The organism is Sphingobacterium sp. UBA5639 (genome assembly GCF_002421245.1).
Taxonomy (GTDB): domain Bacteria; phylum Bacteroidota; class Bacteroidia; order Sphingobacteriales; family Sphingobacteriaceae; genus Sphingobacterium; species Sphingobacterium multivorum.
The window spans coordinates 335582-348241 of the sequence record NZ_DIJR01000029.1 but is presented as its reverse complement, the minus strand read 5'-3'; the positions used below and the strand labels follow the sequence as shown (position 1 = coordinate 348241).

10 protein-coding genes are annotated in these 12660 nt (G+C 39.7%); 6 read left to right on the top strand and 4 right to left on the bottom strand.

Features of this window, described 5'->3' with window-relative positions:
- Positions 1-100: 100 nt before the first annotated feature.
- Together ilvA and B4Z90_RS18325 are read left to right on the top strand one after the other, a co-directional pair.
- Positions 101-1348 (top strand): threonine ammonia-lyase IlvA, encoded by a 1248-nt coding sequence (gene ilvA / locus B4Z90_RS18330; protein ID WP_070570170.1) that lies wholly within the window; start codon positions 101-103, stop codon positions 1346-1348.
- Positions 1349-1599: 251 nt separating this feature from the next.
- Positions 1600-2115: a DUF2911 domain-containing protein gene (locus B4Z90_RS18325; protein ID WP_070570172.1), complete on the top strand. Its 516-nt coding sequence runs from the start codon at positions 1600-1602 to the stop codon at positions 2113-2115.
- Between the two features lie 343 nt (positions 2116-2458).
- On the opposite strand, the gene B4Z90_RS18320 is transcribed toward B4Z90_RS18325, so the two are convergent.
- Entirely contained in the window at positions 2459-4861 is a 2403-nt protein-coding gene (locus B4Z90_RS18320; protein ID WP_286802918.1) for a S9 family peptidase, read from the bottom strand.
- A gap of 461 nt (positions 4862-5322) precedes the next feature.
- On the opposite strand from B4Z90_RS18320, the gene B4Z90_RS18315 reads away from it, so the two are divergent.
- From B4Z90_RS18315 to nrdF, 4 genes are all read left to right on the top strand, one after another.
- Positions 5323-5556 (top strand): thioredoxin family protein, encoded by a 234-nt coding sequence (locus tag B4Z90_RS18315; RefSeq protein WP_046673718.1) that lies wholly within the window; start codon positions 5323-5325, stop codon positions 5554-5556.
- Between the two features lie 34 nt (positions 5557-5590).
- On the top strand, positions 5591-5998 hold the full coding sequence (gene nrdI / locus B4Z90_RS18310) for a class Ib ribonucleoside-diphosphate reductase assembly flavoprotein NrdI (RefSeq protein ID WP_083296125.1): 408 nt from the start codon (positions 5591-5593) through the stop codon (positions 5996-5998).
- Entirely contained in the window at positions 5958-8063 is a 2106-nt protein-coding gene (gene nrdE / locus B4Z90_RS18305) for a class 1b ribonucleoside-diphosphate reductase subunit alpha (RefSeq protein ID WP_070570178.1), read from the top strand. Before nrdI ends, nrdE begins: the two co-directional genes overlap by 41 nt.
- Positions 8064-8195: 132 nt before the next feature.
- Complete coding sequence (nrdF, locus tag B4Z90_RS18300) at positions 8196-9182, top strand: class 1b ribonucleoside-diphosphate reductase subunit beta (RefSeq protein ID WP_070570180.1); 987 nt, start codon at positions 8196-8198, stop codon at positions 9180-9182.
- Positions 9183-9251: 69 nt separating this feature from the next.
- Here the strand turns inward: nrdF and B4Z90_RS18295 are convergent, their stop codons facing one another.
- The 3 genes from B4Z90_RS18295 to B4Z90_RS18285 form a co-directional block, all read right to left on the bottom strand.
- Positions 9252-9659, bottom strand: coding sequence for an alkaline phosphatase (locus tag B4Z90_RS18295; protein ID WP_286802916.1), 408 nt, complete (start codon positions 9657-9659; stop codon positions 9252-9254).
- Positions 9660-9803: 144 nt separating this feature from the next.
- A complete protein-coding gene (locus B4Z90_RS18290; RefSeq protein WP_115046519.1) occupies positions 9804-10970 on the bottom strand; it encodes a glycoside hydrolase family 76 protein in 1167 nt (388 codons plus the stop codon).
- 55 nt (positions 10971-11025) lie between these two features.
- Positions 11026-12657 carry a RagB/SusD family nutrient uptake outer membrane protein gene (locus tag B4Z90_RS18285; protein WP_088163117.1) on the bottom strand — a complete coding sequence of 544 codons (1632 nt, stop codon included), beginning with the start codon at positions 12655-12657 and terminating at the stop codon, positions 11026-11028.
- Between the last annotated feature and the right edge of the window lie 3 nt (positions 12658-12660).

Sequence of the window (12660 nt, the reverse complement as noted above, 5' to 3'; positions counted from 1 at the left end):
TTAAAATCAACTAAATTTAAATACTGTATAGGTAGAATCTCTCATATAACAGCGAATATCTGCGTTTTATTTGCTACCTTAACTAGGCAATCATCTAACAATGAATCTATCAACCTTAAACATCAATTCAGAAGCTACACTTGACCGCATCAAGTCTGTGGTCAACAGAACACCGCTTCAATATAATCGGCATCTATCCGAAAAATATGGCGCTGAAGTCTATCTCAAACGGGAAGATTTACAAGTCGTACGTTCCTATAAATTACGCGGTGCCTACAATAAAATTATTTCCTTAACAGCGGAAGAGCGACAACGTGGCGTTGTATGTGCCAGCGCAGGCAACCACGCTCAGGGCGTTGCTTTCTCCTGCAATAAACTCGACATCAAAGGCGTGATATTTATGCCGGGGCCGACACCACGCCAAAAGATTTCACAAACGGAAATGTGGGGTAACGGCAATGTAGAAATTATCTTGACCGGAGACACTTTTGATGACTGCCAAAAAGCAGCGCTGGCTTATACAGCAGAGCATGGCATGACTTTCATTCCGCCATTTGATGATCTCAAAGTTGTGGAAGGACAGGGTACTGTAGCCGTTGAAGCTTTACAAGATCTTCCCGATATGGACGCCATATTTATCCCAATTGGTGGCGGTGGACTTGCCGCGGGAGCGAGCTATTACCTAAAAAGTAAAAACAACGCAATCAAATGCTATGGTGTTGAACCCGAAGGAGCCCCCTCCATGCAAGCGGCCTTGACTCACGGCGCACCGATCGAGCTCGAGCATATCAACAAATTTGTTGATGGGGCAGCTGTTAAAAAAATCGGTGCAACGACATTTGAAATTGCCAAACAATTGTTGGATGATACACGCTCTATTCCCGAAGGAAAGATCTGTACCTGTATCCTAGAGCTGTACAATAAGGATGCAATTGTCGTTGAGCCTGCAGGCGCTCTATCCGTGGCCGCTCTTGAATTTCACAAAGATGAAATTAAAGGTAAGAAAGTCGTCTGCATCATATCCGGTGGAAACAACGATATCGACCGCATGAGTGAAATCAAAGAATTGTCTCTACTTTACGAAGGGTACAAGCATTATTTTATCGTTCGTTTCCCACAACGTCCAGGCGCCTTAAAACTCTTCGTTTCCGAAGTATTGGGGCCTAAGGATGATATTACCCGTTTTGAGTTTATCAAAAAAACAGAACGCGAAAGAGGTCCAGCGCTAGTCGGCATTGAGCTCAACAAGCCTGAGGATTACGAAACACTGATTGAACGCATGAAAGAATATAAGTTTGATGTCATTGAAATCAATAAAGACCAGACACTATTTGAATATCTTGTATAAATAATAGGTATAAACGAGAAAAGCCAGGATATGAATCACTGGCTTTTCTCGTTAATATAACCAAAATATCCCACTCAAAGCCTTCAAAAAAACGAACAATTCCATAACCTAAAAAATCGTATATTTCCGTTATTAAAAGATATTCAATAGCTTAGGAGAGAGCGATAAATTATTTTTATTTGACCAAAGGCATATTGCATATAAAAAGTAATTTATCTAAGTTTAATTGTTTAATCAATACTATACGAAAAATGAGAGTACTAATTTTAACGATTCTGACCTTAATAGGTCAACTTACTTTTGCTCAGACCGACAAAAGTAAACGCCCAAGTCCTCCAGACAACACTAAGGTAACCACCACCGATGGTGTCACGATTGACATTAATTATAGCCGCCCTTCATTGAAAGGTCGTCAGCTTGGTGTTGATATCGCCCCTATCGGTATTGTATGGCGTACTGGAGCAAATGAAGCGACCACCATCGAATTTAATAAAGATGTATTGGTTGAAGGCAAGAAATTAGCTGCTGGTAAATATGGCCTTTACAGCATCCCTGGGGAACACGAAACAACAATTATGTTTAATAAAGTGTGGAATCAGTGGGGAACAAAATATGATGCCAACGAAGATGCGCTCCGCGTTTCCGTAAGCAACGCTACTGCAAGTACCTCACAGGAACAATTTAAGATCAACGCTACTCCGCAAGGAACTATTTCTTTGGAGTGGGGACAGTATGTCGTTCCATTTACGGTTAAAGTGAGTAAATAGCAAAAAAACTTATTTATGATTACGCAAGTCTACCATTGTATAAATGGAAGCGCAAGGTTTATTCAGACCAATGAACTCGTTGCATTTCGCGATAAACCAAACGATTGATTCTATTGATACTTTAGTAAAAAAAACACAAATCAATAAAACAAATACTTCATTCAATATAAAAGGGGCAGTCCAAAGGTGGATAGCCCCTTTTATATTGAATTTTTACCGAATCCCTATACAGGTACTTTTCAAATATTCAATTCTCAGAGGGTTTGTTTTTACTTTTTAGACACCTTCTTTTACATTGAATCCTTGTACACCTTAACACTATTGCTTCTGGTTAATCGACCGGTTATTTTTTAAGGTATTTTTCCAAAAATTGATCCTGCTCCCAAAGTAAATGGAAGATATTTTCTTTGGCGACATATCCATGAGCTTCGCGTGGTAAAATGACCATACGCACGGGAGCTCCCAAATTTTTCAGGGCCTGGAAATAGCGTTCCGTCTGCAGGGTGAATGTTCCGGGATTATTATCGGCTCCGCCGTGAACCAACAAAAGTGGGGTTTTCATCCGATCAGCACTCACAAATGGAGACATGGTCATATACAAGGTTGGATCATCCCAGAAGTTTCGTTGTTCACTCTGAAAACCAAATGGTGTTAAGGTCCGATTGTATGCTCCAGAACGCGCAATTCCTGCGGCAAACAATTTTGAATTGGACAACAGATGTGCTGTCATAAACGCACCATAGGAATGCCCACCCACAGCAACTTTTTTCCGATCGATATAACCCAAATGATCTACCGCATCAATTGCAGCTTCGGCATTTGCCACAAGTTGCTCAATAAAGGTATCATTCGGTTCTTTTGTTCCCTCTCCAACAATAGGGAAGGCCGCATTATCCAATACAGCATAGCCCTTCGATACCCAGTAGATAAAAGAGCCATAACTTGGGAAGGTAAACTCCTTCGGATTGGCCGTGCTTTGTCCGGCTGTATTCTTGTCCTTATATTCCCGTGGATAAGCCCACATTAGCAGAGGCAACTTCTCTTTCTTCGTAAAATCATAACCGGCAGGTAAATATAATGTTCCAGAAAGTTCGACTCCATCCTTGCGCTTGTATTTTAAAATCTCTTTATGAACTTTTTCCAACGATTTAAACGGGTTTTCCAACGTGGTGAGCGTCACCTGTTTCCCCGATTTCATATTTTTCATGAAATAATTCGGATAAAACGATGCTGACTGAAGCGAAATCAACAGATCACCAGTTTTAGGGTTCACGAGTTGGGCGATACGTTCTTGCATTTCAGATGCTGGAGCAGTGTAGATGCGTTTTTTCTTCAATGAATGCAGATCAAGCTCATCCACAAAAGGAAACTCGCCATTTTTAGTAAAACCCTTACCTACAAACAACGCTTTATCCTTATCTATATACATCGAATAAGTGCCTAAACTATTTTTTTCCATATACACATCTCCCGGATCATTATAGACGTCCTGACTGTTCCGGTCATGCAATAGTTTAGATTCTCCCGAGGAAGGATTCACCACAAAAGTTTTTGCATTTCTCGTATCATACCATTGCGAATTGATCAATGCATATTTATCATTCCCCCATGTTACACCAGCATAACGGTCTTTGATTTTAAAAATAAGCTTTCCCGCACCATTGTAAGGGTAAGATAAAGTATATAAGGCATCACGAAACTCCGCAGGTTTGTTCGCATCCCCGCCATCCAAGGCTTCTACATAAGCCAACGTAGCTGGCTGATCACTCCGCCAATGCCAGGCCCGTTTTCCCGATCGTGTCGACGAAAAACCTTTCGGCATTACCTCTGTCAAGGGGGTCTCATTCACCAGCGCTATTTCCTTGCCCGACCGATCATAAATTCGAACCTGCTGTGGAAAAGACGAAACCGGAACTACGTAGGAATAAGGTTTTGTAATGGTCGTGACCATCACATATTCTCCATCCGGTGAGAAGCTGATCCCTGTATAAATGGCTTTATCTTTAAAGGAAGAAATCTTGCCGTCCAGATCTACAAGTTCAAGGTTGGATTGTACCAATGTTTCAAAATTCACTTCATCCTGCGGATTTTTAAGCAGGTCTTGGTATGTCCTCAATTGGGATACCTTCCCATCACTTGTTGAGACAATAGGTCCTGTCGGCAAATCTTTTGAAGGATCCAACAGTGCCGCCCTATCCTTTGGCAGACTTGTTATTATTAAACCGGAAGAATTTCTCAGCCACTGAAATGGTGCTGTCAATGTTCCGTTCAAATTGTAAGCAGTCAACTGTTTGACATTTCGCGTTGCAAGATCAATGACAAATAAGGCAGTTCCGCTTTCATTTGTATTGCTAAATGCCAAACGGTTATTGTCTGGAGAGAACACAAAATTGGCCATCGCCGCTTTTTCGGGCATTCCCGTGAAGTCGGAAAATTCCATATTTTGTCCTATTTTTTTCAAGGCAATCTTATCGAAAAAGATTGTCGAACTTTCCATGTTGGTCTTTGGATTAATCCGCAATCCCGCCAGTTTCATTTCTTCCTGGCCTAAGTCTGCCAGGCTTTTATACGTAGACCGGAACGTAAATAACATCCAATTTCTATCGCTAGAAATTTTTATCTGAGGGGGGCGCACATAATCGGCTAAGGCCAAAATTTCAGTAGAGGGTTTTTGAAAGGTAATGTTTTCCTGCGCTTGCGTCTGTAGCGACGTTAGAAGCAAGAGACCATAGAATAGTTTCTTCATAAATTTATTTTTCAAATTAGGGCAAAATAAGATAATAAAAATTTCATAAAAAAGCAAGTTTTATAGCTTTTTTATGACAGTAAAATTAAACTTAAATCATTTGTAAAATAGTGGTAAAAATTACGAATTTAAAGTTATCCACATTTATAAAACACAGAAAAACAACAACTTACAAACACTAATCTGCAGCAAACGCATTCTCTGACAAACTTTTGCCCAAAATGTGGAAAAGTCAAACTACCGCATCGAAAGAAAATATAAGATATTTGTTAAGCTAATGAAAGAATTGGCAACTCAACGAAGTTTTTAAGTATCGAAACACAGACTTTTCTTTTTGACGAATTGTCTATTTTTAATGGCTAGATTAACCTTCAATCTGGTCTCCCCGATTAAAATTGATACCATTAACTTCGTACCGAGTTTTTCTATAAAGATTGGAATAAAAAAATAAACAAGTAAACATGGCAAGAATTATCAAATTTGAGAAAAACGATTGTGCTCCTTGTGCGCAAGTATCGGCTTATTTGGATCAAAAAGGTATCCAATATGAAACGGTTAATCCTTTTGATGAACCAGACTTGGCCGCAAGATTCAAAATCCGCACAGTTCCTACGGTAATTGTGTTGGAAAATGAAGAGATTCAACACCGTATCATTGGCTTTAAACCAGAGGAATTGGCTGCCATTGCACTTTAATAAATTCAGCGTATCATTAAAATTAAACAGTGACATGATACACATTTATTATGATTCCAGAACGGGGAACGTACAACGTTTTATGGATAAAGTAGCGCAGATAACGGGTTGGCAAATCCATAAGATCACCGCCGATTTAACGGTAAAAGCCCCTGGTCATTTGGTCACTTTCACCACAAATTTTGGACAAGTGCCCGAAAACACAAAAGAATTCATGAAACGCGAAGCTAAAAATATTTATTCTGTTACTTCCAGTGGCAACCGCAACTGGGGACCGAATTTTGGTCTAGCAGCTGATCGCATTTCACAGGATTTCGACATTCCACTGGCGTTCAAATTTGAACTGTCCGGAACAATGGAAGATATTAATCAATTTATTGACATCTTAAAGAACTTTTGCGATGGTAGCAAACGAAGTAGCAAAAAACTGGATATTGCTTAATAATGAAATCATGATTAAGCATGATGACGAATTCAGCTTACATAAAGATAAGGAAGCGGTTCGTGCATATTTCTTGGAATATGTAAATAAGAACACCGTGTTCTTTTATACATTAAAAGAAAAAATAGACTATTTGGTAGAAAACAACTATTATATTGACTTTTACCAATGGTTTACATTTGAAGAAATGGAAACGGTATTCAACTATGTCTATGCGAAGAAATTCCGTTTCGAATCTTTTATGGCGGCATTCAAATTCTTCCAGAGCTACGCTTTACGTGATGACTCTGGCGAGAAATTTTTAGAGCGTTATGAAGACCGTGTAGTTGCTGTTTCCTTGTTCTTAGCAAGAGAAGAAGGTGTTCAGAAAGCAATTGAGTACGCAGAAATCATGATCAATCAAGAATATCAGCCAGCGACCCCTACATTCTTGAATGCAGGAAAGAAACGCTCGGGTGAATTGGTATCTTGTTTCTTGGATGAAATCGGCGACAACTTAAATGGTATCGGTTACGCTGTTGATTCCGCCATGAAGTTGTCTTCTATCGGCGGTGGTGTATCGTTCAATATCTCTAAAATCCGTGCTCGCGGAGAAGCTATCAAAGGTGTTGAAGGCCGTGCCGGCGGTGTACTTCCAATCATGAAGATTATGGAAGATACATTCTCATATGCTAACCAGTTGGGACAACGTCCGGGTGCTGGTGCAGTATACCTCAATATTTTCCACTCTGACATCGAAGAATTTTTAGATTGTAAAAAAATCAACGTTGACGAGAAAGTACGTATCAAATCATTGTCGATCGGTATCATCGTTCCCGATAAATTCATGGAATTGGCAGAAAAAGATGAACCATGCTATTTGATCTACCCACATACGGTGATGCAAGAGTATGGACAATTCTTGGATGAGATGGATATGGACAAAATGTACGACGAATTGATCACGAATCCAAACGTGAAAAAGAAAAAAATCAATGCTCGTCACCTTTTAGTTAAAATTGCTCAGACACAAAAAGAATCAGGATATCCTTATATTTTCTTCAAAGAGAACACCAACCGTGTCCATGCATTGAATGAAATCGGTCAAGTGAAATTCTCGAACTTGTGTACTGAAATCATGCAAGTATCTCAAGTATCCGATATTGAGATCTATGGCAAACAGGACACGATCCGTTATGGTATCTCCTGTAACTTAGGCTCCTTAAATATCGCGACTGTAATGGACAACAAACGTATAAAAGAGACGGTAAAAACGGCTATGCGCGCTTTGACTGTCGTTACAGACGTGACCAATATCGATATGGTTCCATCTATTGCAAAAGCAAACCGCGAGTTGCATTCTGTAGGGCTAGGTGCAATGAACCTCCATGGTTACCTTGCAAAAAGCTTCATCATGTATGAATCTAACGAAGCACTGGATTTTGCCAATACTTTCTTTATGATGATGAACTATTATTCATTGGAAGCATCGATGGAAATTGCCAAAGAACGTGGTAAAACATTTGTTGGATTTGAAAAATCAGCCTATGCCGATGGTACGTATTTCAACAATTACATAAACCGCGATTACATGCCTAAAACAGCTAAGGTAACGGAGTTATTTGAAGGAATACATATTCCAACAGTCGAAGATTGGTTGGAATTAAAAGCGAAAATCAAAGAACATGGTATTTATCATGCTTACCGCTTGGCTATTGCTCCAAATCAATCGACTTCGTATATCATGAATGCAACCGCATCAGTTATGCCAATCGTCGATATCATTGAGGTACGTGAGTATGGAGATAGTACAACTTACTATCCAATGCCATACTTGACAAACGATAATTATTTCTATTTCAAATCGGCTTATGATATGGATCAATTCAAGGTCTTAAAATTGATCTCGGTTATCCAACGCCATATTGATCAAGGTGTATCTACAATTTTGCATACAAACTCAAAGGATTCGACAAGAGATTTGTCTAGATATTATATCTATGCACATAAATTGGGGTTGAAATCCCTTTATTATACACGGACAAGAAAATCGACCATCGACGAATGTGTCTCTTGTTCAGCTTAATTTTGAGATTTTAGTATTTGGATATATAATGGGAGAAAGTCAAAAGTTGCCTACGCCATTGGCGGCTTTTGGCTTATCTAAAATCAACAATCCAAATACGTGATAATAAATGCCTAATACTTTAAACTAAAAATGAGTAAAACATATAAAGCTGTCAACTGGAATACCCCTGAGAACGATTATGTATTGATGTTCTGGGAACAAAATATCCGTCAATTCTGGATCGATACGGAATACATTCCTTCAAAAGATATCGATAGCTGGAAACGTATCAGCCCAGAAATGAAAGATGCGTATAAAAAAGCTTTAGGAGGATTAACCTTATTGGATACCCTTCAAAGCCACACAGGTATGCCTAAAATCATCGATCATATCGATACATTACAGAATAAAGCTGTATTGTCCTATATGTGTATGATGGAAGCTATCCACGCAAAATCGTATTCCACTATTTTCACGACAGTTTCTACAACCGCCGAAATAAACGACATTTTCGAATGGGTTCAACAAAATAAATATCTTCAATACAAAGCAGAAACGATTGATGGTTACTACCGCGCAATCGATAAAGAAGATGCTTCGGACGAGGAGATTTATATGGCGATGGCTGCATCTGTATTATTGGAGTCATTCTTATTTTATTCTGGATTCTTCTTGCCATTATGGTTATGTGGACAAGGTGAAATGGTTGCTTCTGCCGATATCATTAAGAAAATTATCGCAGACGAATCCATTCACGGTGTATTCGTTGGATTAATAGCCCAAGATCAATTCAAAAAATTAAAAAATCAAGATCAGGTAAAAGCTCGTTTCTTGGCCTTGCTTTACAATTTGTATGAAAATGAGCTGAAATATACAGAAGAGATCTATACTGAAGTTGGCTTAACTGCAGAGGTAAAAGAATATGTTCGTTACAATGCCAACAAAGCATTGATGAATTTAGGCTTTGATCCGATCTTCGAAGTAAAACAAGTCAACCCAATCGTATTGAATGGTTTGAATACTGAAACGACACAACATGACTTCTTCTCCAAGAAATCAACTAACTACGAAAAAGCAACGGAAATTGTCCATCTAAAAGATGACGACTTCAAAATGGATGTGGTCGTAGATATATAATATTGACGATTCGTCAAACAAAAAGCCCCAAAGAAAATTCTTTGGGGCTTTTTGTTTGACGGGAAACAACTATTGTTGGAATGCTTTGATTGCCTGTCCGCGCCAAGCGGCATCAAGCGGTGCACCAAGCAACCAAGTTAACGTAGGCGCGATATCATAAATCATCAAAGTTTCCTTGATTTCTTTTCCTTTTGGCACACCTGGTCCGGTCATTACCCAAGGAATCTCCACCTCGGCCAGCGATTTACCACCGTGTCCTTTTCCGGTACCACCATGATCCGCAACAATAACAAAAATTGTTTCGTCTGCTATTCCCGCATCTTTTACAGCTTGCTGCAAGGTACCAATACGTCTGTCGACCTGTTTTAGTTCGGCATAGTATTCCGGTGTATTATGCCCGATATTATGGCCTACGCCATCAGGTTGGTCGAAATGCACAAAAGTAATCGTCGGTTTCTCCTTTTTTATGATATCCACGGTGGTGTTCAAATAGAAATTTTACAGCATCTATTATGTTAAGTAAACATTATTTAATCTCTCTAACCAATATGTTACAGAACAAAAAAAAGACGCTGAAAAATTATTTTCAGCGTCTTAACCTTATACCGTTTTACATCGATTTTAATACCCAGCTTTTGCCAACCGTGCGTACATTTCGACAAAAGCACACTGATCGAGCAGCCATTTCGATTTATGCTGATCCTTCAGGGTCCAGTCTGGACTGAAAAGCCCTGCTTGATCGCGCATATGCTGCCAGGCAAATTCAAGATTTTTCGCAAAAACGGTGAGATACCTTTGGTCGCCATTCACCGCAGCGAGCTCGATGTAACCACGCATCATTACGGCATGAAACCACAAATTGCTATTTTTCAATTTTGGGAAATTCAATTTCGCATCCGTTTCGAAAAAATAGCCTAGACAGGCCTCAGCCAGCTGTTGTGCATCCTCAAGGTACCGTTTATTTTTCGTTAACTTATAAAGCAGGGCTGCTGCCTGCAACATTTGTCCGGCGTTGTACGAAAACTTAGCTTTTCCAATCTTTCCATTGAGCTGCATATTGTCCCAGTATAACTTATCTTCGGGATCCTGAAGATTTCTTTTTGTCCATTCATAAAGACGTTCCCCTTCTTGCAGATAGGACCTATCATTGGTTGCCATAAATAACTTAAGTGCAAATACACTTGCTGGTGCATTCGAACAGGTATTTTTAGATTCCTTTTTCTGTTCACACCAATAAATGCCACCGCCGAGTTTATCATCCTCCCCACTCTTTACAAAATTCCAGATCTCTTTGGCCGAAGACAGGTAGTTTATTTTTTTTGTATGGATATAGCTATCGGTAAAATCGATACCCAACCAGATATTATCGTCATAAAAACGATCCGAGGGAGGAGCTGTATTTAAATAAGAAGCATAACCAACCGGCGACCGACTTTCATCCCTATATTCCTGTAGCCCAACCAGGACTTTTTTGTCAAGTATGAACTGAAATGCCTTTTTTGTTTTTGGTAATTCCATCAAGGCATTTACAGCCGAGAAACTACCCGAGAAAGGCCATAGATAAGCATATTTCTTTTGCTGCGCTGCCTGTTGATTATTATCCAGATAATCAGCTTTAAAGTTTTCATCAAAGGGATATTTTTCAGCCAAGAGCTGATTCTTGGTATTTCCAAACTTGCTATAGATGCTATCTAAAGTTTGGATAGCATAGTTCTGAAAATTATTTTTCTGTGCAAATAAGGTTACACCAATAAAGTTCAAAAGAAACAACGTAAAATATCTTTTCATGTGTTTTAGGTAAAAGAATAGTAGATACCTATACGGCATCTACTATTCCTGAACATTAATAACCAGGGTTTTGTTTTAAATTGGGATTGATTGCCAATTGATCCATCGGTACCGCATATAGTTCTTTATTCTTATCGTTCGTAGCTTTATGATCCCACCAAGATCCGGATATATATTTTCCGAATCGGATTAGATCTGTCCGGCGCTTTCCTTCAAAAATAAATTCACGTCCCCGTTCCGCCAGTAATTCATCCAGCGTCAATGTAGCGACAGTATACTGCGCCATAGGCCAGTCAGCCTTACTAAATGCTCTTTTTCTGGATTCATTGACCAACTCCACAGCCTCACTACTGGCTTTTCCACCATTCTTACGCATAAGTGCTTCAGCTTTATCGAAATAGATCTCCGTTAAACGATAAATAATATAATCATTCTCCCAGTAGTTGGCATCGTCCAAGGTACCTGATTTATATTTATTAAATCGAGCTCCAGAATTCTCTTCTCCTTTTGTCATACCACCTTCTGAAGTTTTATCACCTTCGCTTTCTCTGCGGATCGAATTGACAAACACCAGCGGTTTACCTGAATACTCTTCCGTTCCCAATACAGGTGTAGTGGTGCCGTATTTATATTGTGGTCCAAACAAAAACCATTCTTTCTTCCGCAAGTCATTTTCAGCATAGGCATTAAATGCGGTAGGGATAACAACAAATGCATTCCATCCACCGTAACCAACTTTGAGCACTTCCTTCATATAGTCATAACTCATATAGAATCCCGACCAATCGAATGTAAACCCCGCCTGTCTGCTATATTGAAATTGAAATAAGGATTCCGGATTCGCCGAATTGGTATTACTGAACAATGCATTCAAATCAGGGCTCAATTTGGGAGCCCCTCCAATGCCGCCAGCCTGTCCGGAAATAATCTTATCACAAGCAGCGATACATTCATCATTCATTGCCTTACCCGACCATTTTTCGGCATTGAGATAGAGTTCAGCCAGCATGGCATAACCCGCAGCCATAGATACCTGACCGATATTACTGGCCGAGGTTTTAGGCAACTTATCCACATTTTCTTCCAGCTCCTTCTGCACAAATGCAAAAACCTCTGTTCTCGGTTTGGTTTCGGGGTTAATAGGATCGGCTACCTTTGTCACAATAGGAACGTTGCCCCAAAGATCCATTATCTTAATGTAGTGAAATGCCCGCATTACTTTTAATTGCACAAGTATTTGCGTGCGTTCATCCTCTGTCAGATCCGCAATTTTAGCGATATCCAATTTCTCAATATCCTGAATAGCATTATTGACATAGCCAACGCCGCCCCACATCAACTCCCAGGCCCCACGCATTCGGCTTTCATTGCTTGTCCAGGTATGATAGTGCTGCCGGATATGGTCTCCACCGTCATATCCATGGCGTCCCTTTTGCGGCCAGGCCACCTGATCGGCACTTAATTCGGAATGATAATAAAAGCCATTTCCACCTGTAGGTGCAAGCCAGGCCTGCATATGTGTAAAAGGGCGGAGCGCAGCTTGCATAACCTCCCGTTTATTCTTATAAAAATTATCATCCTTGATCTTACTATACACTGTCTCATCCAACTTGGTGCAGGAACTAAAAGAGATACCTAAGGTAACAGTGCTCAGGATGGCGAATAAATATTTATTTGTTTTTTTCATAAC

Bases quoted from the DNA above. Each gene is read 5' to 3' on its own strand.
- nrdF (WP_070570180.1), top strand. From the start codon at position 8,196: ATGAGTAAAACATATAAAGCTGTCAACTGGAATACCCCTGAGAACGAT.
- nrdI (WP_083296125.1), top strand. From the start codon at position 5,591: ATGATACACATTTATTATGATTCCAGAACGGGGAACGTACAACGTTTT.
- B4Z90_RS18285 (WP_088163117.1), bottom strand. From the start codon at position 12,657: ATGAAAAAAACAAATAAATATTTATTCGCCATCCTGAGCACTGTTACC.
- B4Z90_RS18290 (WP_115046519.1), bottom strand. From the start codon at position 10,970: ATGAAAAGATATTTTACGTTGTTTCTTTTGAACTTTATTGGTGTAACC.
- B4Z90_RS18315 (WP_046673718.1), top strand. From the start codon at position 5,323: ATGGCAAGAATTATCAAATTTGAGAAAAACGATTGTGCTCCTTGTGCG.
- ilvA (WP_070570170.1), top strand. From the start codon at position 101: ATGAATCTATCAACCTTAAACATCAATTCAGAAGCTACACTTGACCGC.
- nrdE (WP_070570178.1), top strand. From the start codon at position 5,958: ATGGTAGCAAACGAAGTAGCAAAAAACTGGATATTGCTTAATAATGAA.
- B4Z90_RS18325 (WP_070570172.1), top strand. From the start codon at position 1,600: ATGAGAGTACTAATTTTAACGATTCTGACCTTAATAGGTCAACTTACT.
- B4Z90_RS18320 (WP_286802918.1), bottom strand. From the start codon at position 4,861: ATGAAGAAACTATTCTATGGTCTCTTGCTTCTAACGTCGCTACAGACG.